Source organism: Vibrio sp. YT-19(2023) (assembly GCF_033337395.1).
The window spans coordinates 19,705-43,051 of record NZ_JAWOQN010000006.1; the positions used below are offsets into that span (position 1 = coordinate 19,705).

22 protein-coding genes are annotated in these 23,347 nt (G+C 44.9%); 9 read left to right on the plus strand and 13 right to left on the minus strand.

From position 1 onward, the window contains the following. Nucleotides 1-71: 71 nt before the first annotated feature. Nucleotides 72-1,184, plus strand: a complete 1,113-nt coding sequence (locus R7E78_RS06060; protein WP_064377041.1) for an anhydro-N-acetylmuramic acid kinase — start codon at nt 72-74, stop codon at nt 1,182-1,184. A 36-nt stretch (nt 1,185-1,220) separates the two neighbouring features. Continuing rightward, nucleotides 1,221-2,150: an N-acetylmuramic acid 6-phosphate etherase gene (murQ, locus tag R7E78_RS06065; RefSeq protein ID WP_054574290.1), complete on the plus strand. Its 930-nt coding sequence runs from the start codon at nt 1,221-1,223 to the stop codon at nt 2,148-2,150. Nucleotides 2,151-2,201: 51 nt separating this feature from the next. On the opposite strand, the gene R7E78_RS06070 is transcribed toward murQ, so the two are convergent. Then, the gene (locus tag R7E78_RS06070) at nt 2,202-2,474 is read right to left on the minus strand and encodes a hypothetical protein (protein WP_005381911.1); all 273 of its coding nucleotides are present in this window, start codon (nt 2,472-2,474) and stop codon (nt 2,202-2,204) included. 114 nt (nt 2,475-2,588) lie between these two features. After that, nucleotides 2,589-2,930 carry a DUF2799 domain-containing protein gene (locus R7E78_RS06075; protein WP_005381912.1) on the minus strand — a complete coding sequence of 114 codons (342 nt, stop codon included), beginning with the start codon at nt 2,928-2,930 and terminating at the stop codon, nt 2,589-2,591. A gap of 280 nt (nt 2,931-3,210) precedes the next feature. On the opposite strand from R7E78_RS06075, the gene R7E78_RS06080 reads away from it, so the two are divergent. The 4 genes from R7E78_RS06080 to R7E78_RS06095 all read left to right on the plus strand — a co-directional run bounded on the left by R7E78_RS06080 (nt 3,211) and on the right by R7E78_RS06095 (nt 7,864). After that, nucleotides 3,211-4,695, plus strand: coding sequence for a carbon starvation protein A (locus R7E78_RS06080; RefSeq protein WP_005381914.1), 1,485 nt, complete (start codon nt 3,211-3,213; stop codon nt 4,693-4,695). A gap of 193 nt (nt 4,696-4,888) precedes the next feature. Then, nucleotides 4,889-6,559 carry a sensor histidine kinase gene (locus R7E78_RS06085; protein ID WP_005381915.1) on the plus strand — a complete coding sequence of 557 codons (1,671 nt, stop codon included), beginning with the start codon at nt 4,889-4,891 and terminating at the stop codon, nt 6,557-6,559. A gap of 31 nt (nt 6,560-6,590) precedes the next feature. Next, on the plus strand, nt 6,591-7,319 hold the full coding sequence (gene btsR / locus R7E78_RS06090) for a two-component system response regulator BtsR (RefSeq protein WP_005381917.1): 729 nt from the start codon (nt 6,591-6,593) through the stop codon (nt 7,317-7,319). Between the two features lie 71 nt (nt 7,320-7,390). After that, on the plus strand, nt 7,391-7,864 hold the full coding sequence (locus R7E78_RS06095) for a low molecular weight phosphatase family protein (RefSeq protein WP_064377040.1): 474 nt from the start codon (nt 7,391-7,393) through the stop codon (nt 7,862-7,864). A gap of 46 nt (nt 7,865-7,910) precedes the next feature. On the opposite strand, the gene ispH is transcribed toward R7E78_RS06095, so the two are convergent. The 6 genes from ispH to murJ all read right to left on the minus strand — a co-directional run bounded on the left by ispH (nt 7,911) and on the right by murJ (nt 15,531). Further along, complete coding sequence (ispH, locus tag R7E78_RS06100; RefSeq protein WP_017636164.1) at nt 7,911-8,876, minus strand: 4-hydroxy-3-methylbut-2-enyl diphosphate reductase; 966 nt, start codon at nt 8,874-8,876, stop codon at nt 7,911-7,913. A gap of 23 nt (nt 8,877-8,899) precedes the next feature. Continuing rightward, entirely contained in the window at nt 8,900-9,331 is a 432-nt protein-coding gene (gene fkpB / locus R7E78_RS06105; protein ID WP_005381922.1) for an FKBP-type peptidyl-prolyl cis-trans isomerase, read from the minus strand. Between the two features lie 156 nt (nt 9,332-9,487). Further along, nucleotides 9,488-9,997, minus strand: a complete 510-nt coding sequence (gene lspA / locus R7E78_RS06110) for a signal peptidase II (RefSeq protein ID WP_025768433.1) — start codon at nt 9,995-9,997, stop codon at nt 9,488-9,490. 73 nt (nt 9,998-10,070) lie between these two features. Further along, nucleotides 10,071-12,899: an isoleucine--tRNA ligase gene (gene ileS, locus R7E78_RS06115; protein WP_167415020.1), complete on the minus strand. Its 2,829-nt coding sequence runs from the start codon at nt 12,897-12,899 to the stop codon at nt 10,071-10,073. 64 nt (nt 12,900-12,963) lie between these two features. Further along, the gene (ribF, locus tag R7E78_RS06120; protein WP_213886943.1) at nt 12,964-13,899 is read right to left on the minus strand and encodes a bifunctional riboflavin kinase/FAD synthetase; all 936 of its coding nucleotides are present in this window, start codon (nt 13,897-13,899) and stop codon (nt 12,964-12,966) included. Between the two features lie 69 nt (nt 13,900-13,968). Further along, nucleotides 13,969-15,531 carry a murein biosynthesis integral membrane protein MurJ gene (gene murJ, locus R7E78_RS06125; protein WP_005381936.1) on the minus strand — a complete coding sequence of 521 codons (1,563 nt, stop codon included), beginning with the start codon at nt 15,529-15,531 and terminating at the stop codon, nt 13,969-13,971. A 305-nt stretch (nt 15,532-15,836) separates the two neighbouring features. On the opposite strand from murJ, the gene rpsT reads away from it, so the two are divergent. Next, nucleotides 15,837-16,097 (plus strand): 30S ribosomal protein S20, encoded by a 261-nt coding sequence (rpsT, locus tag R7E78_RS06130; RefSeq protein ID WP_005381938.1) that lies wholly within the window; start codon nt 15,837-15,839, stop codon nt 16,095-16,097. 304 nt (nt 16,098-16,401) lie between these two features. Here the strand turns inward: rpsT and R7E78_RS06135 are convergent, their stop codons facing one another. Continuing rightward, on the minus strand, nt 16,402-16,710 hold the full coding sequence (locus R7E78_RS06135; RefSeq protein WP_005381940.1) for an ArsR/SmtB family transcription factor: 309 nt from the start codon (nt 16,708-16,710) through the stop codon (nt 16,402-16,404). Between the two features lie 288 nt (nt 16,711-16,998). Next, a complete protein-coding gene (gene nhaR, locus R7E78_RS06140) occupies nt 16,999-17,889 on the minus strand; it encodes a transcriptional activator NhaR (protein WP_005381942.1) in 891 nt (296 codons plus the stop codon). Nucleotides 17,890-18,275: 386 nt separating this feature from the next. On the opposite strand from nhaR, the gene R7E78_RS06145 reads away from it, so the two are divergent. Beyond that, complete coding sequence (locus R7E78_RS06145; RefSeq protein WP_025768431.1) at nt 18,276-19,421, plus strand: Na/Pi symporter; 1,146 nt, start codon at nt 18,276-18,278, stop codon at nt 19,419-19,421. Between the two features lie 147 nt (nt 19,422-19,568). Then, on the plus strand, nt 19,569-20,711 hold the full coding sequence (locus tag R7E78_RS06150) for a flavohemoglobin expression-modulating QEGLA motif protein (protein WP_151514422.1): 1,143 nt from the start codon (nt 19,569-19,571) through the stop codon (nt 20,709-20,711). A 70-nt stretch (nt 20,712-20,781) separates the two neighbouring features. Here R7E78_RS06150 and R7E78_RS06155 read toward each other — a convergent pair whose 3' ends face one another. The 3 genes from R7E78_RS06155 to R7E78_RS06165 form a co-directional block, all read right to left on the minus strand. Then, entirely contained in the window at nt 20,782-21,633 is an 852-nt protein-coding gene (locus tag R7E78_RS06155) for a thymidylate synthase (protein ID WP_005381947.1), read from the minus strand. A gap of 9 nt (nt 21,634-21,642) precedes the next feature. Continuing rightward, a complete protein-coding gene (gene lgt, locus R7E78_RS06160) occupies nt 21,643-22,464 on the minus strand; it encodes a prolipoprotein diacylglyceryl transferase (protein WP_318057762.1) in 822 nt (273 codons plus the stop codon). Between the two features lie 87 nt (nt 22,465-22,551). Next, nucleotides 22,552-23,343 carry a sulfite exporter TauE/SafE family protein gene (locus R7E78_RS06165; protein WP_005381949.1) on the minus strand — a complete coding sequence of 264 codons (792 nt, stop codon included), beginning with the start codon at nt 23,341-23,343 and terminating at the stop codon, nt 22,552-22,554. Between the last annotated feature and the right edge of the window lie 4 nt (nt 23,344-23,347).

Below are 23,347 nucleotides of genomic sequence, written 5' to 3' on the forward strand. Positions count from 1 at the left end.
TCGTATTCGATGAGGTTATTCGCTTCAGATTTGCTTTACAATAAGTGAATGAAGAATTGACGAGATCGGCTATGAAATTTAACGAACTATACATTGGTGTGATGTCTGGAACGAGTATGGATGGTGTTGATACCGCTCTAGTTGAAATAAGCGATGAGCATGTTCGCCTGATTGCGCACGACGACTACCCAATGCCCGCAGCACTAAAAGACATGCTGTTATCTGTTTGTACCGGTCAAGCAACAAATTTAAAAGCCATAGGTGAACTTGACCATCAGCTCGGCCACCTATTTGCAGATGCTGTGTTACAGCTGCTCAATAAGTCTGGTTACGTCGCAGAGCAAATTCGTGCGATTGGTAATCACGGTCAAACAGTGTTCCATCAGCCTACCGGAAACTTGCCGTTTACCACTCAATTGGGCGATGCCAACATTATCGCGGTCAAGACAGGCATTGATACGGTAGCGGATTTTCGTCGTAAAGACATGGCGCTAGGTGGACAAGGTGCCCCACTCGTCCCTGCTTTCCATAAAAGCATTTTTGCGATGCAGGATTCCACAACTGTGGTGCTTAACATTGGAGGCATTGCCAATATCTCTGTACTGCATCCAGAACAACCAGTCATTGGCTATGACACAGGCCCGGGCAATATGTTGATGGACGCATGGTGTGCGCTGCATAAAGGGCAAAGCTTCGACGAAGATGCACAATTTGCACTTAAAGGAACGGTAAACGCTACTTTGTTGACTCAATTACTCAAAGAAGCTTACCTCACCATGCCAGCCCCTAAAAGTACCGGACGAGAACTGTTCAATATTGACTGGCTGCATCAACAAATGGTCCATCACAAGTTACCAATCGAAGACGTACAACGTACACTTTGCGAGTATTCTGCAATTACCATTGCCAACGAAGTCGACAAGTTTTCTCATGGCATCACACCTCAACTATTGGTCTGTGGCGGTGGAGCAAGAAACCCGCTTTTGATGCAACGACTGGCCAAGTTATTGCCACAATGGAGCGTTGCGACAACGGCAGAAAAAGGTGTTGATGGCGATTACATGGAAGCAATGGCGTTTGCTTGGCTTGCGCAGCGCCATATTCACGGCCTCCCCAGCAACTTACCGGAAGTTACGGGGGCAAGTCGTCTCGCTTCACTGGGTGTACTCTATTCAAAAAATTAAGGGCAATAGATCCTAAACAAAAAGGCTTAATTCATTATGACGAACGATGCACTTATCGCAGCTTTATCCCATCTGGTATCTGAAGGGCGAAATCCAGACACCATGGACATCGACTTGCTGCCTTCTCTCGATATTGTTCAACGCATCAACCAACAGGACAAACTCGTTCCTCTTGCCGTTGAAAAAGTATTGCCTGAGATCGCTGAAGCCGTTGATAAGATCACGGAAGCATTTAAGGTCGGAGGTCGGTTGTTTTACATCGGTGCGGGTACCAGTGGTCGACTTGGCGTTTTGGACGCTTCAGAATGCCCACCAACTTTTGGCACAGATCCAGAGATGGTCGTTGGTATTATTGCCGGTGGAAAAGAGGCAATGTTCCGTGCAAAAGAAGGGGCGGAGGACGACCCTACATTAGGCGAGCAAGATCTTAAAGAGAATACGCTAACACAACGCGATGTCGTCGTTGGTATTGCGGCAAGTGGACGAACACCTTACGTGATTGGTGGCTTAGAGTATGCGAACGAGCTTGGTGCCACCACTGTAGCACTATCTTGTAACCCTGACTCTCCGATTGCAGATATTGCCGATATTGCGATTAGCCCCGTTGTTGGACCTGAAGCGTTAACGGGGTCCACTCGCTTAAAATCAGGGACGGCACAAAAACTCGTACTAAACATGCTCACTACCGCAAGCATGATTCGCCTGGGCAAAAGTTATCAGAACTTAATGGTAGATGTGAAAGCGACGAATGCAAAGCTAGTTGCAAGAGCGGCTCGTATTGTTATGCAAGCAACAGATTGTACTAACCAAGAGGCTAAAACGGCTCTCAAAGAAACGGACTACGACGCCAAGTTAGCTATTTTGATGATTTTAACCGGGCTGGATAAAGAAAGCGCGACTGAGCAACTGAAAGCCAAACAAGGATATTTAAGAAAAGTCGTGATCGATCAAGCGAATCAATCTTAATCAATAAAGCGCCTCACTTATTTAAAAGTCAGGCGCCTTTTATGGCTTAATTTAGTAGTTCAATCGTTCAATGTGAGTAATACCGACTTTACCTTCAAGGTCGCTGAACATATGAACCATTGCTGGGTATGGTTGTGCTCCAGGGTAGACAACTTCTGCATTACAGAAAAACGCATAGTTTTGTCCGGCTACGACTTGAGTAGCCACAACCAAAGGGGAGTATTTGACACCGACAAACCCCTCGATACCTTTAGCAAATACTTCTTTATTCTCTGCTGTGAGTTCATGAAATGGACTCCAGCCACCAGCCATTTGCGTTGACATAATGTGATTCCTTTTTTTCTGTGCTCACTATCAAGCAATGTGAACATAGTTTAATAAGGAAGATTTTGCCACATTTATGTGATGCAGACAGTGTAACAACGGCTTTATTGACTATTAATTTGAGTATTCATTCCAACCACGTTGCCATTCCATGCGGAATTTTTGCGCTTGCTCAGTACCTTCACAAACCCCTTCGTAATACTGACCAGATAACCCCATTTGATACGCAAAAGCAGGATTACAGTACTCACGTAAACCTTCTAAATAACCTTGGTCGTAGTCACTTTGCTTAACACTACCCAACTCACGAAGCTCGCTCATCGTGCGCGATGTGTGTCCGGTTATGCCATCTTGATATCCGATCTGATGCCAATCTCCCGACTTGGCAAGATCTGCTGTCGTTGCTGTGCATCCTGCAAGTAAAGCCAGTGCCAGACCTACCGTTACCTTTTTCATGGTTCTTCCTTAAGTAATTGTTTTCAAAAATAAGCTTACCACTAATTATTGGCGCTTGCCGCTGAGCTTGCAGATTTAACCACTGATGACTCAAATCAGCCGCTCAAGACTGTCATCAACCTTTCGCCATTTTTAAAAACCGCTCAAGCAGCATATCGACCACTCAGTGCTCTATTCGACCACTCATCTACTAACCGAATGCATTTAACACAAGTGACGCATAACATGCATCCTGAGATTAAAAAATTACCCTACCCAACTAAGACCAAGGACAATTGCTATGATGTGGTTTCTAACCTGTGTCGCAGCCCTAATCGGCGGATACTTCATCTACGGCGCTTTCGTCGAGAAGATTTTCGGCATCAATGAAAAACGCCAAACGCCAGCTCACACCAAATCGGACGGTGTTGACTTCGTTCCAATGTCAACAAAGAAAGTTTACCTAGTTCAACTACTTAACATCGCAGGTGTTGGTCCAATTTTTGGCCCGATCATGGGGGCACTATACGGTCCTGCGGCGATGCTTTGGATTGTAGTCGGTTGTATTTTTGCTGGTGCAGTACACGATTACTTCTCAGGCATGCTTTCAGTGCGTAACGGCGGTGCATCTGTACCTACCATTACAGGTCGCTACCTAGGTAATGGCGCAAAACACTTTATGAATATTTTTGCCATTGTCCTATTGCTTCTAGTTGGCGTAGTGTTCGTTTCAGCCCCTGCTGGCATGATTACCAACCTCATCAATGATCAAACAAGCTTGAGTGTAAGCATGACAACGATGGTTATTGCTATCTTTGCTTACTACATCATTGCGACGATTGTTCCTGTCGATAAAATCATTGGTCGTTTCTACCCACTGTTTGGCGCCCTACTTATCTTTATGTCTGTTGGCCTAATGACAGCCGTTGCTTTCTCTAGCGAACACACAGTAATGGGTGACTTCCAAGTTTCGGACATGTTCTCTAACCTCAACCCAAATGACATGCCGTTATGGCCTGCATTGTTCATCACTATCGCATGTGGCGCTATCTCTGGCTTCCACGCAACTCAGTCTCCACTGATGGCGCGTTGTATGGAAAATGAGAAAAACGGTCGCTTCGTATTCTACGGTGCAATGATTGGTGAAGGTGTTATCGCTCTAATTTGGTGTGCTATCGCTCTGTCTTTCTTCGGCTCTCTAGACGCTCTATCAGAAGCTGTGAAAAACGGTGGCCCTGGTAACGTGGTATACAGCGCATCATTTGGTCTGCTAGGTGTGTTCGGTGGTATCCTTGCGTTCCTGGGTGTGGTTATCCTACCAATTACGTCTGGCGATACAGCGTTCCGTTCAAGCCGCTTGATCCTTGCTGAATACTTCAACATGGAACAAAAAACGCTACGTAACCGTCTACTGATGGCACTTCCACTGTTCGTTATCGGCGGTATCTTAACTCAAGTAGACTTCGGCATTATCTGGCGCTACTTCGGTTTTGCAAACCAAACAACAGCGGTAATGATGCTTTGGACTGCGTCCGCTTACCTACTGCGTCACAACAAGCTGCACTGGATTACCACTATCCCAGCTATCTTCATGACCACGGTATGTGTCACGTTCATCTTAAACAACAGCTCGCTAGGTTTTGGTCTGCCAATGCAACTATCAACTATCGTAGGTATTGTGTTTGCCCTAGCTGTGACAGGTTACGTTATCAAAACCTCTAAGGGTAAAGGTGAAACTGAACTGGCTGACGAAGAGAAACCACAAGCCGTATCAGAAACAGCGTAATACTCGTCACATCTGAGTGACTAAGATAGGAGCCTGCCAATTGCAGGCTCTTTTTGTTTTATACCCAAGTCACTTTAAGACTCAGAAAGCACAGCGCAGCATCATTTACTTAGCTGTTCTTATCTATCTGAGCCAAGCATCTTGAGGTTACTTAGGTATACAATAACAACATTGATTCTAGGTTAGGTTCACTATGGAACTGGTCATCTCCCTTTTACAACAGATGTGTGTGTACTTAGTTTTGGCTTACATGCTAAGTAAAACGCCAATCATCTTACCTTTGCTGAGTATTTCTTCGCGCTTAAGCCACCGCCTAATTTGTTACGTACTCTTCTCTGGCTTTTGTATTCTCGGCACCTATTTCGGTCTGCACATCAACGATGCTATTGCCAATACTCGTGCGATCGGCGCAGTTATGGGCGGGCTGTTTGGTGGACCTGTTGTAGGTTTCGCCGTCGGATTTACTGGTGGCATCCATCGATACTCTCTTGGTGGCTTTACTGACCTAGCCTGCGCAATTTCAACCACCGCCGAGGGCGTAATTGGTGGCTTGCTCCACGTTTACCTTATCAAGCGAAATAAAGGCGCATTGCTGTTTAATCCAAGCGTCGTATTCAGCGTCACGTTTGTTGCAGAAGTGGTGCAAATGATTTTGCTGCTCGCCGTCGCGAAACCTTTTGATCAAGCCTATGAACTGGTGTCCGCTATTGCAGCGCCTATGATCATCGCGAATTCATTTGGTGCGGCGTTGTTCATGAGTATCCTGCAAGACAGAAAAGCAATCTTTGAAAAGTTTTCTGCGACGTTTTCGCGTCGAGCGCTCACCATTGCTGATCGCTCAGTGGGAATTCTAAGCAACGGCTTCAACACCGAAAACGCAGAGAAAATCGCACGTATTATTTACGAAGAAACCAAAGTGGGCGCTGTCGCGATTACTGACCAAGAAAAGATCTTGGCGTTTGTGGGCATTGGCGATGATCACCATAAACCAAACACGCCGATTTCATCGCAAAGCACATTAGACTCCATGGAGAAAAACGACATCATTTATCTTGATGGTGCGGAGCGTCCATACCAATGCTCCATTGCAAAAGATTGCAAGCTCGGATCTGCGCTGATCATCCCACTGCGTGCAGGGAAAGAGGTCATTGGTACCATAAAGCTGTATGAACCGAAGCGTAAATTGTTCTCGACGGCCAACATGTCGATGGCGGAAGGAATAGCCCAGCTTCTATCTAGCCAAATCCTTTATGGCGATTACCAACAACAACAAGCCTTACTCGCCCAAGCAGAAATAAAATTGCTTCACGCTCAGGTGAATCCACACTTTTTGTTTAATGCACTCAATACTATTAGTGCGATTACTCGTCGTGACCCTGACAAAGCGCGCGAGCTAATCCAAAATCTATCGCACTTCTTCCGCAGCAATTTAAAGCAGAACATTAATACCGTGACGCTAAAGGAAGAGCTTGCACATGTGAACTCGTACTTGAGCATCGAAAAAGCGCGTTTTACGGACCGCTTAGAGGTTGAAATCGATATTCAACCTGAATTGCTGGACATCAAATTACCAAGCTTTACACTCCAGCCTTTGGTTGAGAATGCCATTAAGCATGGCATTTCAAACATGCTTGAAGGTGGTAAAGTTCATATATACAGCGAAGCACACCCACAAGGTCACTTGATTACCGTCGAAGACAACGCAGGCAGTTTTGAGCCGCCAAAAGAAAACCACTCAGGGCTAGGTTTAGAAATTGTCGACAAGCGTCTCACTAATCAATTTGGACGTGATGCAGCGCTAAAAATTACGTGCGAGCCACATCAATTTACTAAAATGAGCTTTATCATTCCCCCAAAATCATAAAAGCACGCTGAAGCAATAAAGGTAATGTTGGATGTTAACCGCACTCGTCATTGATGATGAACAGTTTGCTCGTGAAGAGCTAGCAGAGTTACTGGATGAAACAGGCCAAGTTGAGGTCGTGGGCGATGCCTCAAACGCAATCCTCGGCCTAAAAAAAATCAATGAACTTAAGCCTGATGTGGTGTTTCTCGATATCCAAATGCCTCAAGTCACGGGGATTGAACTACTTGGGATGCTTGATCCAGAAACCATGCCTTATGTGGTTTTTGTCACGGCTTATGATCAGTATGCGATTCAAGCATTTGAAGACAATGCCTTTGATTACTTGCTCAAACCTGTCGACCCATGCCGGCTAACTAAAACGGTAAAACGACTAAACAAAGTCATTAGCCAATCCGCCCTAACGCAACAACTGTCTGCTATTACACCTGACACGTTGGATCAGATACCGTGCATCGGACACAACCGCATCGTTATCATGGCCACCGACACGGTGGAATGTGCTTACAGTGATATCAGCGGCGTGCATGTACGCTCCACCAGCCAAACCGCGAGCACCCAACTGACATTAAAAACGTTGGAAGAGAAAACCCCTCTAGTCCGCTGCCATCGTCAATACTTAGTCAGTATTAAAGCGATTAGCGAAATCAAGTTACTGGAAAATGGGTTAGCGGAAATCATCACCAAAACAGGCTTTGAGATACCAGTAAGCCGCCGCTACTTAAAGGTGCTCAAAGAGATGCTCGGCATTAGCCACTAACACAAAAACTTCACACATCATCGCTGAGTTTCCGCTAGCGTATAAATAGGACGCTCTGAAAAGACGAGGCGATGATGTATAAAGTTTTATTCATATGTAAGCACAACGCTGGACGAAGCGTCCTCGCGGAGTCAATCGCAACCAATATCCTGTCAGCGGATTTTAGTGTCACCAGTGGAGGCTCACATCCCACAGGCAAGGTGCACCCAGTGGTGCAAAAATATTTAGATGACCACCAACTCCCCATTCCGCATATCCACACACATTCATGGGAGGAGCGAACTCAGTTTCTTCCCGACATCGTTATTATTCTCTGTGATTCTTTACATCAAGAAACCGCTCCTCAGTGGCTTGCGGGGGGCGTTCGAGTAAACTGGCAAGTTGATGCTTTTCCGACCTATGGTTCTGATGAAGACATGTACGCACATTGCGAAAAGGTTGCTCAATCGCTTGAGCGAAGAATCACGAAGATGTCTGATATGATTATCGATGGTTTAGGAAAAGACCAAATTCGTGATTACCTAAATGAGTTAAGAGAGATGTAAAAAAGGCGACCCACAGGTCGCCTTTTGAATATTCGATAAATGGAGACTAATCCACTTGCTTGATTTGCAATTCTTTAGGTACTTCAAAGAACATATTCTCTTCACGGCCAAGTACTTCATCAACCGCTTCGGCACCAACGAGTTCTTTGATTCGCTCTAGAATCTGATTAACGAGCTCTTCCGGAGCAGATGCTCCCGCAGTCACGCCGACCTTTGTTTTGCCTTCGAACCACTCAGGTTTGATATCTTCCGGACAGTCGGTTAAGTAGCCAGGTGTCCCTAGCTTTTCAGCTAGCTCTTTAAGACGTGTAGAGTTTGATGAGTTTTTAGAACCCACCACAACCATCACATCTACGTCACCAGCTAATTCACGCACGGCATCTTGGCGGTTTTGTGTCGCATAACAGATATCGTCTTTACGTGGACCTTGGATATCTGGGAACACGCGGCGTAGCTCTTCGATAACATCGGCAGTTTCATCGACAGAAAGCGTCGTTTGGCTTACGTAATGAAGATCGGATGGATCTTTCACAATCGCCTTCAGTTTCTCAACATCGGCTGGAGTTTCAACCAAGTACATACCACCGGTTTCACTGGCGTATTGCCCCATCGTACCTTCGACTTCAGGGTGACCTGCGTGACCAATCAGAACCACTTCCATATTACGACGGCTCGCACGCGCCACTTCCATATGCACTTTGGTTACCAAAGGACACGTTGCGTCAAATACGGTCAAATCACGCAGCTTGGCTTCCTGACGAACCGCCTGCGATACACCATGAGCAGAAAAAATCACAATGTTGTTGTCTGGCACTTCATGCAGCTCTTCAACGAAGATAGCACCACGTTGTTTTAGCCCTTCAACCACAAAACGGTTATGCACCACTTCATGACGCACATAAATCGGTGGCTGATACATCTCTAGCGCACGCTCTACGATGCTAATCGCACGGTCTACACCAGCACAAAAGCCGCGTGGGTTAGCTAATAGGATTTTCATTTCATTGCTCATGGAAATTATCTTTATTGGGTTCGCTATTCTACTGACAAAATTTCAACTTCGAAAGTCACGTCTTGTCCCGCTAGAGGATGGTTGAAGTCCACAGTGACTGAATCGCCTGCAATCTCTGTAATAATGCCCGGGATTTCCATGCCATCAGGGCCACTGAAGGCCATGATTGTACCAACTTCCACTTCTGCATCACCTACAAATTTAGTGCGATCCATATAGTGAATATGATCAGGGTTTGGCATACCAAACGCGTCTTCTGCCTTTAGCTCAATCGCTTTTTGTGCGCCTGTTTCGAGGCCGATCAAGCATTGCTCAAAGTTTTCACTCAAGCTTCCATCACCCATAACAAACTTCGCTGGTTTACCCATGTTATGAGTACTATCTGCAACCGATCCGTCTTTCATTTTAATCGTAAAGTGAAGGGTTACTACCGATTCATTGGTTATTGTTGTCACGTTACTGCTTCCTTGTTCTTGGGTTATTACGCTGTCAGCTTGGTCTTTTTATACATTGATATGATGATTGGCGCTCCAACATAATAAAAAGCGTCGCTCGAATCAACGGGCGACGCTTAGGGTTATTCAACTTTTCGCAATATACACTGCCACTACTTAGGCTTTCGCCTCGTCTTTCTTTCGAAAGCCGTCAAGAATAATCATCGCGGCACCAATACAGATCGCCATGTCAGCAAGGTTGAATGCTGGCCAGTGGTAGTTACCCCAGAAGAAGTCTAGGTAATCAACAACAAAGCCATGAACGACGCGGTCAAACACGTTGCCCACTGCACCACCAATAATCAGTGCATAAGCAATGTTGTTCCATTTTTCTTTTGCTGGAAGCTTGCTCATCCAGTAGGTCAAAAGACCCGTCACAACAAACGCGATACCTGTAAATAACCAACGCTGCCAACCAGCTTGATCGCTCAAGAAGCTGAAAGCGGCACCGTAGTTATGAACGTAAAGTAGGTTGAAGAATGGCAACACCTCAATTCGGTTTGCCCATCCGTAGCCCATGTTGTCCATCACCACCAATTTGATGCCAATATCTGCAATAAATACCAGAATTGCTAACCACAGCCAGCGAACTCCAGATTGCTTTAACGTCAGTGCTTTTTCACTCATTACTTTACCTACAAACAGCCCCAGTAAATACTGGGGCTGTTAATTTTAAAAAAAGTTCAGTCGTTCTAGGCAATTACGCGAATTTACGTACTTCACCTTCGCCGTCTACGTTAGACACACAACGACCACAGATCTTCTCGTGACCTTCGATTGTGCCTACGTCTGGCGTGTGGTGCCAACAACGGTCACACTTCTCGCCTTCAGCTGCAGCTACTTCAACAAACAAGCCTTCGATATCCGTCGCTTGTGCTGCATCAGTCTTCTCACCCAGAGGCTTAACTTTCGCCGCAGAGGTTAGTAGAACAAAGCGCAGTTCATCTTCAAGTTTGTTGATCTTCGCCGCTAGTGCGTCATCAGCAAATAGAGTCACTTCAGCTTGTAGTGCACCACCAATGGTTTTCTCTTTACGCGCATCTTCTAGAAGTTTGTTAACCGCACCACGAACCGCTTGGATCTCAGTCCAGAATTCGTTGTTCAGCTCTTCACCTTCAGCAAGACCGAATAGACCGTCAAACCACTCACCAGTGAATACGAACTTGTCGCGCTCGCCTGGCATTTCGTTCCAAATTTCATCTGCAGTGAACGACATGATAGGAGCCATCCAACGAACAAGCGCTTCAACAATGTAGTAAAGCGCAGTCTGACAGCTACGTTGAGCGTTGCCGCCACGTTTTGCTGTGTACTGACGGTCTTTAATTACGTCTAGGTAGAAAGAGCCCATTTCGATCGAACAGAATTGCATTAGACGCTGAGTCACACCGTGTGTGTTGTACTCTTCGTATGCTTTAACGATCTCTTCTTGTGCTGCTAGTGCACGACCAACCGCCCAGCGATCTAGCGCAACCATCTCTTCAACAGGAACGATGTCTGTTTCAGGGTTGAAGCCGCTCAAGTTAGCTAGGAAGAAACGCGCTGTGTTACGGATACGACGGTACGCATCTGCGCTGCGTTTTAGGATTTCATCAGAAACCGCAACTTCACCCGTGTAGTCTGTAGAAGCAACCCATAGACGAAGAATGTCAGCACCTAGCTTGTTGGTTACGTCTTTTGGCGCAACCACGTTACCGATAGATTTAGACATCTTACGACCCTGACCATCAACCACGAAACCGTGTGTCAGTACTTGTTTGTAAGGTGCTTCGTCTTTCATCGCAATAGATGAAATTAAAGAAGATTGGAACCAACCGCGGTGTTGGTCAGAACCTTCTAGGTATAGGTCTGCACTGTTGCCGTTGTACTCTTCACGAGCATCAACAACAGAGAAGTGAGTGACACCTGAATCGAACCATACGTCTAGCGTATCTAGCACTTTTTCGTATTGGTCAGCGTCAGCACCTAGTAGTTCAGCTGCATCGACATCCCACCATGCTTGGATGCCTTTCTCTTCAACCAGCTTAGCGACTTTCTCGATCAGCTCTAGCGTGTTTGGATGAAGTTCTGCTGTTTCTTTATGAACAAACAGAGCAATTGGCACACCCCAAGTACGTTGACGAGAGATACACCACTCAGGGCGACCTTCGATCATACCTTCGATGCGGCTTTGACCCCACTCAGGCATCCACTCTACATTCTTGATTGACTCTAATGCTTTAGCACGTAGGCCAGCTTGGTCCATAGAAACGAACCATTGAGGTGTAGCACGGAAGATGATTGGAGTCTTATGACGCCAACAGTGTGGGTAGCTGTGCTCGTAAGCGTGGTGGTGTAGTAGTGCACCTTTTTCTTTTAGTACTTCTACTACTGCATCGTTCGCTTTAAATACGTGCTGACCAGCAAATAGCTCTGTATCTGGTAGGTAAACACCGTTTGAGCCAACTGGGTTTGCTACTTCTAGGTTGTACTTATTACCAACCGCGAAGTCTTCTTGACCATGACCAGGTGCAGTGTGAACAACACCAGTACCTGAATCAGTTGTAACGTGATCACCAAGGATCGCCGGTACAGTGAAATCGTAGAATGGGTGTTGGAATTGAGAAAGCTCAAGATCCGCACCTTTCGCAAAACCTAGGTTGTGGAAGTGCTCGATACCAGCACGGTCCATTACGTCTTTCGCCAGCTCAGCAGCAACGATGATACGCTCAGCGTTGTCGCCTTCTGTTTGGATAAGCACGTACTCTAGATCATCACGTAGACATACTGCGCGGTTTGCAGGCAGTGTCCAAGGTGTTGTTGTCCAGATAACGATAGATACGTCACCGTGACCTTCATGACCTTCTGTCAGTTCAAATTTAGATAGCAGTGCCGCTTCGTCAGCCGCTTTAAAACGAACGTCGATAGATGGCGATACTTTATCTTTGTATTCTACTTCCGCTTCAGCAAGAGCAGAACCACAGTCTGTACACCAGTGAACAGGTTTGAAACCTTTTAGAAGGTGACCATTGCTTGCAATCTTACCAAGAGCACGAATAATGTTCGCTTCAGTTGCGAAATCCATAGTGCGGTATGGCTTGTCCCACTCACCCATGATACCAAGGCGTTTGAAGCTCTCTTTCTGACCTTCAACCTGACCTGCTGCGTACTCACGACATTTCTCGCGGAACTCAGCTGCTGTCACTTTTTGACCTGGTTTGCCAACTTTTTTCTCTACCATCAATTCGATTGGTAGACCGTGGCAGTCCCAGCCTGGGATGTAAGGTGCGTCAAAACCTGAAAGTGTTTTGGATTTAATAATAATGTCTTTAAGAATCTTGTTTAGTGCGTGACCAATGTGAATGTCACCGTTCGCATAAGGAGGGCCATCGTGCAATACAAATGACTTTTTGCCTTTTTTAGCTTTACGGATTTCACCGTAAAGATCTTCTTTGTACCAACGCTTAAGCATTTCTGGCTCACGATTAGCCAGGTTGCCGCGCATTGGAAACCCTGTTTCAGGTAAGTTCAGGGTATCTTTATACTCACTCATCGATTCTTAATTCCGTTATATTGGGCGAAAATTAGACATTATGTTGAACGGTGGAATAAACCGCTCAACGCTTAAGCTGACGCAGCCACACCCTTGCTGCTTCAGCATCCAATACGATTTGTTGTTTAAGTGCTTCAAACGACTCAAACTTTTGCTCATCTCGAAGTTTATGCAAAAGTTCCACTTCTAGTTGCTTGCCATATAAATTGGCATGAAAGTCGAATAAGTGCACTTCTAACTGTTGGCGAACACCATTGACGGTTGGTCTTTGACCAATATTAGCAACACCACCAACTGGCTTATTTCCTAAGCCAAGCGCTTGAACAACATAGACTCCGGAAACCGGAGAAACACAGCGTTTCAAAGGAATATTTGCAGTAGGGAACCCAATGGTTCGACCTAGCTTTCTTCCGTGAGAAACACGACCGCTGATGCTGTAGTTTCTTCCCAGCATCTGTTGCGCGGAATGCAAATCGTCACGCGCCAGCGCTTGACGGATAGCCGTACTGCTGACACGTAATTGTTGTAAACAAAAGCTCTGGGTACTTACGACATCAAAGCCGTATTTTTCCCCTGCTTCCTGCAGCATTGCAAAGTTACCTGTACGGCCTTTGCCAAAGCAGAAATCATCACCAACGACAAGAAACTTAACACCCAAACGCTCGACCAACAAGTCACGGATAAACTCTTCCGCGGTTAAACTTGCAAAATGGCGATTGAAATTGACACACAGTAAGCGGTCAATATCGAGCTTACTCAATTGCACGAACTTATCGCGTAATCGCGTCAACCTTGCAGGTGCCTTGTCTTTGGCAAACAGCTCCATCGGCTGAGGTTCAAAGGTCATCACAACAGAAGGCAAGGATAGCCTGTCCGCTTGCTCAGACACTTGCTGCAATACTTGTTGATGGCCTTTATGGACACCATCGAAATTGCCAATAGTCAGCACACAACCATGATGTCGCGGGTTGATATTGTGAATGCCTCTAATCAGTTCCATTGGATACTGCTTTCTGCCTCTGTTTTACTTTACACTGTGTGAAACTGACGGATTATATACTAATCACCCTCAGTCTGTCCCAGCTTTTAGGTCTTTTAAACGCGCACCAGTTAAAAATAGAACCACTAGGTAAACCACGGCTCCTAAACCGATCAACATCCCTAGCACCGCGCTTCGGTGAGCAAAGCTCCAGCCCAGCCATACTGACATATCTTCCAGTTGCCATAAGATTGCCGCAACCATCGCCGCGCCAGCAATAGCTAAACGTATAATAAAGAAGACGGTTCGCTTAGTGATTTGGTATACCTCTGCGATGTGCAGGCCACGATACAGCAGTGCCATATTCACAAATGCCGATAGTGCTGTCGCGATAGCCAAGCCAACGTAGCCATAGAAGTACGCAAAAATTGCATTAAATACCATGTTGGTCACCATCGCAATGATGCCGTATTTCACTGGCGTTTTGGTGTCTTGACGCGAGTAATACCCCGGAGCAAGCACTTTAATCAGCATAAAGTTCAACAAGCCTGAAGCGTAAGCAAAGAGTGACAATGATGCTTGATGTACGTCTTGTGGCGAAAACTCACCTCGCATGAATAACACCATCAACATAGGTTTTGCCAGTACCATCAAACCAAGCATTGCAGGAAGGCCAAGTAAGATCACCATGCGCACCCCCCAGTCCATGGTTTGTGCGAATCCTTCATTTTGTGCGTCAACATGTTTGCGTGATAATGCTGGTAAAATCACCGTTGCAATAGCAATACCAAACAGACCTAACGGGAATTCCAACAAGCGATCTGAATAGTACAACCAACTGATCGAACCGGTTTGCAGAAAGCTGGCAATAAAAGTATCAAACAACAAGTTGATTTGGCTTACCGACACACCGAACAAAGCAGGAATCATTAAGGTTCGGATCTTCACCACGCCCGGATCGCGCCAGCCCCATTTCGGCTTAACCATAACCCCCGCTTTAATAAGGAAAGGGATTTGAAATAAGAACTGAACCAAACCACCAAGGAAAACACCGATGGCAAGACCAATCTCTGGCTGTGACATCTGCGGCGAGATAAACCATGCTGCCAAAATGATCATTACGTTGAGGAAGACGGGAGTAAACGAAGAAACCGCAAACTTACCTAGTGTATTGAGAATGGCTCCCGATAGGGCAACAAAAGTGATGAACCATAAATAAGGAAAGGTAATCTTGAGCATCACGCTAGCAAGTTCGAACTTCTCAGCCGCGGGACCACCATGCATCCAGTCTAGGAACCAACCAAAACCAAACAGTGCAGTCACCACACCGGAACCTAGAACACCTAAGATGGTAACAATTGAGACTATCACCCCCAATGTGCCCGCTGCACGAGCAATGAGCTCCCGAGTTTTATCCATGTCGCCTTGAGCATGGCTTTCCGTTAAAACAGGTACAAACGCTTGGGAAAAAGCACCTTCAGCAAACAAACGTCGTAAAAAATTAGGAATTTTATTGGCGAAGAAAAAGACGTCTGCGCTTGCTCCTGCCCCCATTAAATTTGCCACTACAACATCACGAACTAGGCCAAGAACGCGGGAAATAAATGTCATAGCACTGACGATCATGCCAGACTTGAGTAGTCGTTTACTCACTGTAACCTCGGAATATCACCATAAGACAGCTAACCCTATACTGTTTCTCTGACAGGTGCTGTAAATAGACGTCAAAAATCTATCCGCGGGTTGTAAGGAATAAGTGTGCCTTTCGCGGATAATTATTAGCATTGGTATAAAAATGCTGTTAGAATCCCCGCCATCTTAACCGCGATAACCTCTCTTACCAAAATTTGTTTTGGCTTAGATCGGTTTTTGCACAAATCATTTGACATTTAAGCGCAAATGAGGGATATTCCTCGCCCTTAAATTGTCACAGAACTAAGTTTTTGGGAGTTAGACCCTTGGCAAATAGTAAATCTGCTAAGAAGCGCGCTATCCAAGCTGAGAAACGTCGTCAGCACAATGCTAGCCGTCGCTCAATGATGCGTACTTACATGAAGAAAACTGTTGCTGCTATCGAAGCAGGCGACAAAGAAGCTGCAACTGCTGCATTCGCTGTAGTTACACCTATCCTAGACCGCATGGCAACTAAAGGCCTTATTCACAAGAATAAAGCAGCTCGCCATAAGTCTCGTTTCGCTGCACAAATCAAAGCTCTTTAATAGAGTCCTGATTTTACAGTGAAGAAAAAACCGACCTTGTGTCGGTTTTTTTATATCTACAAAATTTTCTTAATAAAAAAAGCTGGCAATGCCAGCTTTTCTTTTTCTGAATGTCCCATTTAAAGACATCAGCTTATTCATTACCCATATAACGCTCATACTAGAAAGCACTAATAAAACACTTGAGAACAAAGCAAATTGGTCGATGAGTAGTACCCTATCATCAAAAGTTTAACGCCACTCTCAAATATTCCAACAAGTTAGATTCACACTCTAAGATGAGCAGTATATTAGGACTATTTAATTAATGTTGAGCACTCTCAGCACAATAAAGACTATGCAGTGTTTTTATTAACGCTTTCACTTCATCACTCTTTAATGTGTAGTACACCGTCTGTGCTTCTTTCCTTGTCGTGACTAACTCATCACGGCGAAGCCAAGCAAGATGCTGAGATAATGCCGACTGGCTTAGCTCTAACTTTGCACACAGCTCTCCCACGGACAGCTCTTGGTTATGCAGCATACAAAGGATTTGTAGGCGTCTCTCGTTTGCCATCGCTTTGAGCAACACGACGGCTTTTGCGGAGTTCTGCTCCATTTCTTGTAGATTCATGTGTTGGACCTCTAGCTACAACTTACTTATTCCAACCCTGGCCAGCTTGTTGTGTTGCACTGATTTATATATCTAAGAAAATCAAGATACACTTCCAGAGTCTTCATTATTAGAACCTCTAATTTAGTTGTTAGTGATACACCAATATTATCCACCAAGGATTTTAATTGGTGCGCCATCAATAATTAATAGTTTTGCTCACTAAAACAAGTATCTTGCTTACTTAGATATTATTTAGAATTATATTTTTATTGATAGTAATCTATTTATTTACGCAACGATACGGGTTTACTCAAACATTTGACTGAAATCAGCATCACAAACATTTTTTACCGCGGGGTGTTGGATCATTCGTTCCGCAAAAATCACGTAGTACTCTTCTTTTAGCCCATCGACATGGCCAATTAGCTGTAAATTTCGGTCGTCTTCAATCTCCGACATGTATACGGTCGGTGCCAAGAAAATCACATCGTCGTGGTACCGAGCAAAAGCTTTCATCAACGCAACATCATCAAACTCCCCTAGCACATTGGGTTGAAGGCCTTGACGATCAAACCATTGAATAACTTTACGCCCCATAGCCGTTCGGCTCGCGGGAATCAGAAGTTTTTTTTGTTCCAAGATCTCAGGGAATCGCACATTTTCAATTTCAGAAGAAGCAAAAAAGCTCATGCTACTTTCACCCAACTTTTTGCTATAAAGGCCAGGACTTTGAGTAGAATCAACGGGACAATCCGAAAGGATCATATCTAGCTTGTGCTGAGAAAGGCGTTCAAGTAGCAGTTCGTGGGTCGATTCATAACAGCGTAAATGAATACTGTTATCTTCCGGGACGGTCGTCATCAGTACTTTACTGACCAAGCGTTTAGATAATGCATCGGCTACACCAACTTCAAATAGAATGTTCGAGTGCTGGCTGTAATTGACGATATCTAACATCTCATAGCTCAAACCGAACATCCGGTCGGCGTACTTAAACACAAGCTGACCTAACTCAGTGGGCTCAACTGTACGACCATTGCGCTTGGTTAACTTTCCTTTCATGCGCTCTTCAAGCGCTTTAATCTGTCCTGTCACGGTTTGCGGTGTCAGGAAGAGCGCGTCAGCCGCCTTAGTTACAGAGCCCTGTTTGCACACCATCCAGAAATAATAGAGATGGTTGTAGTTTAGATGTGACATGATCGAGTCCCGAAAAGAAAGTGATACTTTTTATACCAAATGTGACAGAGACAAACAATAAACTCGACAAAACCATACAATACCTTACAAAAGCATAAGTTTTACCGAAAGTATAAAGTCAATACTGTCATAAAAGTTGAACTGAGGCGCATTTTCTCTACAAAAAAAACGCAAAAACCAAACAAAACGAAACCAAAATTTAACCATTAAAATCAACAAGTTAAAAATTAATTTTCTTCCTCTTTTACGCCATTATCAAAAAGAACAATAAAAATCTCTCACAGCAAGAAATCTGTAATATTACTGAAATATTTGTTCTCTAACATCGCCCGCAGATTCAACTACAGACCGAAAAATGAACTGAAAGGTCAACGGAGAAAATTATGATGAACCAAGCTACTTCAACAGTGGCACCAATTTCGAGCACAGCTCGTTGGTTACGCTGGGCTAACTTGGCATTCATGTTATATCTGCTTCTTCTAGCAGTATCTATGGTTGGTAGTGGCTTTAAATGGGCAACTGGCGATCAAGCTAAGGTGCTATTTGAATTTGCCGCACACCCAGTTGCAGGTCTAATGATCGGCTTGGTGGCAACAGCCTTAATTCAGTCTTCAAGTACTGTAACGTCTATTATTGTAGGCTTGGTTGCAGGTGGCTTACCTGTAGAAACCGCTATCCCTATGGTGATGGGTGCTAACATTGGTACCACAGTGACCAATACGCTTGTGTCTCTTGGCCACGTGCGCTGTAAAGAAGAGTTCAAACGTGCATTTGCAAGTGCAACCATTCACGACTTCTTCAACTTGCTTGCTGTCGCTATTTTCCTTCCGTTGGAAATGATGTTCGGCATTTTAGAGAAAGTTTCTCACTGGCTTGTTTCTCCACTGCTTGCTACTGGTGATATGAGCATTAAGGGCTTCAACTTTATTAAACCAATTACAAAGCCAGTCGTAGGCGCAATTAAAGAGCCACTTTCTACCTTCGGTGATACTGTTGGCGGCGTCATGCTTATTGCTTTGGGTATTGCGACTATCTTCGTTGCAATCACAGTGATGGGTAAATTAATGAAGAGCCTAATGGTTGGTCGCGCACGTGAAATTTTGAAAAACGCCATCGGTCGTGGTCCTATTCACGGCATCGTATCAGGCTCAATCGTGACCGTTCTAGTGCAATCTTCCTCAACCACGACAAGTTTAATGGTTCCGTTGGTTGGTACTGGCGTGTTGAAAGTACGAGATATCTACCCTTTCACACTGGGTGCTAACATAGGTACTTGTATTACGGCACTACTAGCAGCGACAGCGGTATCTGGAGAGTTCGCAGTATTCGCACTACAAATCGCTCTAGTCCACTTAGTATTTAACATCATGGCGACGCTGTTTATCTTTGGAATTCCATTCCTACGTGAGATTCCGGTTAAAGGCGCTGAGATGATTTCTGAAATGGCTATTAAGAATAAAGCAGTTGTTGGTGGTTACCTAATGTCAGTATTCGTTATTCTACCAGGTGCAATTCTAGCCCTAACAACGTAACAACAACGACATACCATCGCTTATTGTTTAGGCTCCACATCGTGGAGCCTTTTTTATGATAATTAAACTGTTCAAATCGATTGTCCGGTGATAATTTGAGCCACATCAGCATGCTTATGCTGAGCTATCTCATTTGGAGTCGACAACATGATGCAGCTTAATGACGCTATTTCTGATCAGCTACTCGCAATAGACGAAAACCTAACCCAACTGGTTGCTGATATTGATATCCTAAGTAGCGTGAATCCTCTTAATTATGCTCAAGAAAGAGAACGTTTCATTAAAAACAAATATTCTCAAGAGCCTAATTTTCAATATTCAATTACTAACGTAGATACCCACAGTGCAAAGCGACGTCTATATGAGCTACCTCTAGAAAACATTCAAGACACCCAATTGCAAAGGCTGTACGCGGACGTAATTCAGTCTTATGCAGATAAACTGGATCAAGTGAATACCATCGGCACGCAAGAGTTTCTTTATAACTCCTTACGCTATTATGGGGAACCGAGCGCCAAAGATATTGCCAACGCCCATTTCATATTGCACCTTCCTACAGAAGAAGAAAAAGAACCTCAGCACGATAGCCGTGCAATAGCACGTTTCATGCAAAATTTTGCTCAACGCAATGGGTATGCATGTGAAATACAGGTGTTGGACGGGATGTTAGCAAACGCACTAGTTTCAGGGTCTCGAGTCAAAATTAACCACGCGGCGTACATCACCACTGATGAGCTGGAGGCTCTTGCACATCATGAAATGGGAGTACATCTCCTGACTACGCTTAACGGTCGTCAACAACCGCTAAAAGTCCTGAGCTTAGGTTGTCCTGCCAATACCAACACTCAAGAAGGGCTGGCTATATTATGTGAGTATCTGTCAGGACATTTCAGTATCAAGCGCCTAAGAACCTTAGCCTTACGAGTTCTGGCAGTAGAGTCGATGATCAAGGATCGCGATTTCCGCCATACGTTCATGCTATTAAAAGAACAGTATAAAGCTTCTGATCTTCAAGCATTTACAACGACTGCCCGAGTGTATCGAGGTGGAGGTTTAACGAAGGATTACTTGTATCTTAGAGGATTCCGAGAGGTGCTCAATGCCTATGATAAATTGGGCGATGACTTTTCACTATTGTTGTGCGGGAAAACGGAGCTGAAGTACTTTGAGCTTATCCGTTCATTAGTGAGTAAAGAAATATTCACTCAACCTAAGTTTATTAGCCCCGCACTGTCCAAACCGATGCAGACCAACCCAATTCACCGTTATATTGTCAGTGCACTAAAATAATACCTTCTAAGTACAAAAAAGAAAAAAGCTCCATTCGGAGCTTTTTCTATATCTTGAAGAACGATACTCGTTACACTGAGAATGGGTAACGAATAGGATCGTGATGCTCGTACCCTTCAACCCAAAAGTCATCCAGTGTGACCCATGTTTCCAAATCTTCTAGAGATTTAATCTCTGGGTTGATATGGAACGTCGGCGCTTTTAATGGCTCACGCTTCAACTGAACATCGCGCATCAGTTCAAGCTGGTCTTCATAAATGTGAGCATTCACAATCTTATGAAATGCCTGACCAGGTTTCTTGCCCGTAATTTGCGCCATAATCGCCAAGAACACGTAAACTTGAACCATATTGAAGTTTAACCCAAGCGGTACATCACACGAACGCTGAGTACTATTCAGGTAAAGCGTATCATCCAGCAATGAAAAATGGTGACTGTACATACAAGGACGCAAGCACCCCATGTGGAACTCACCCGGGTTGTAGAAGTTCAAGATTTCACCGCGGTCATCAACACCACGCGTTAAGTCATCCACTATCTTACGTAGCTGGTCAACATGACCACCATCAGGTTTCGCCCAGGCGCGCCCTTGAACCCCATAGACACGGCCCATGTCGTCTTCACCTTTACGGTATGGGTTATTCAACCAGGCATCATTTAGGTTGGCATTGGCATCCCAGGTTTTCGTGCCCAGCTTACGAAAATCTTCCGCATTATCGTAACCGCGAATGTACCCTAATAGCTCTGCAACGGCCGCTTTCCAAAAACTTTTACGTGTGGTGACCAACGGAAATTGATTGTTCGCAACATCGTAGGTTAAATCCGCGTTGATTACGGTCAGGCAGCGCTTGCCTGTACGCTCATTTTCAACCCAAACACCTTGGTCAACGATGCGTTGACACAAATCTAAATACTGTTTCACACCAATACCTTACTTCGTCTTTTGTGGTAATTCGTCTTTGTAATGACCACGTTTGTATGCCCAAACCATCATGAGGACACCGATAACCACCATTGGCAGGGATAAAATCTGTCCCATGGAAATAAAGCCACCGAATAAACCCAAATGAGCGTCTGGTTCGCGCACGTACTCAACTAAGAAGCGGAATGTACCATATCCAGCTAAAAATAGCCCTGAAACAGAACCTAGAGGACGAGGTTTCTTGATGAACCAATTCAAGATGAAGAAAAGTACGATACCTTCAAGCGCCATTTCATAAAGCTGTGATGGATGACGTGGCAGTGGACCGCCATTTGGGAAAACGATCGCCCAAGGCACATCCGTTACTCGGCCCCACAACTCGCTGTTCATGAAGTTACCTAAACGCCCCATACCCAAACCAAATGGCACAAGCGGCGCGATAAAGTCAGCAACACCGAAGAAAGTTCGCCCGTTTTTGTGTGCATACCAGAACATCGCAGTAATCACACCCAGTAAGCCCCCGTGGAAAGACATACCACCGGTCCACACTTTAAATAGATACAAAGGGTCAGCCAGGAAGAGCTCAAAATTGTAGAAAAGCACGTAGCCTACACGGCCACCAATCACCACGCCAAGGAAGCCTGCGAACAACAAATCAGAAACCTGCTCTCGTGTCCAACCACTTCCAGGCTTATCTGCACGTTGGTTCGCTAACCATAGAGCAAACATAAAGCCCACAAGGTACATCAAACCGTACCAACGAACCGAAACAGGACCAATAGAGATTAAAACCGGATCAATATTGGGAAATTCAATATATCCCTGAGACATAAATCATTCTCTTCTTATCACAACAAAATAAATATACCCAAGTAACCTCTAGATGCTTGGTTCAGCGAGAATGACTTGGGTACAAACTTAGAGCAGCATGGTCGCTGCAACAAACATTAAGAACACCGCGAATATCTTTTTTAATACCGCAGTTGGAAGGCTAGTTGCGAGCTTCGCACCCACTTTTGTTGTGAGCATCGAGGCCATAGCAATCGCTAATAAAGCGGGAAGATAAACATAGCCAATACTGTATGAAGGTAAGCCTTCCACTTTATAGCCATGTAAGATGAAGCCGATCATACCAGAAATAGCAATCACGCAACCACAAACGGAGGATGAGCCCACCGCTTTACGCATCTCTATCCCATGTTTATTTAAAAATGGTACCGACAGTGAGCCACCACCAATACCAGCAAGGCTTGATACGACACCAATTCCCGTGCCGTAAACTACAGTCACAGGGCTGCTCGGCATAGGTTTACTGCTCGTAACTTTAATGGAACGAAACATTTGTACTGACAGGCAAAGAACAATGACACCAAACACTTTCGGCAAATAGTGTGTAGGGATCCACTCAGCAATATTGGCACCAACAAAGCCACCAATGACCACACCAGGCATCAACCATTTTACGACAAACATATCGACATTGCCGAGCTTAAGGTGATTCATCGCCGATGAGCCAGACGTGACAATAATACTCGCTAACGAAGTGGCTAAGGCCATGTGCATACTCATTTCTGGAGAGATCCCAGCAAGAGGAAGCAAATACAACAAGGCAGGAACAACAATCAAACCACCACCGATACCGAGTAACCCCGCCATCACACCCACAAAAGCGCCTAGCGCCAACAATAACAAAAATAAAGAGACGGTCACGATT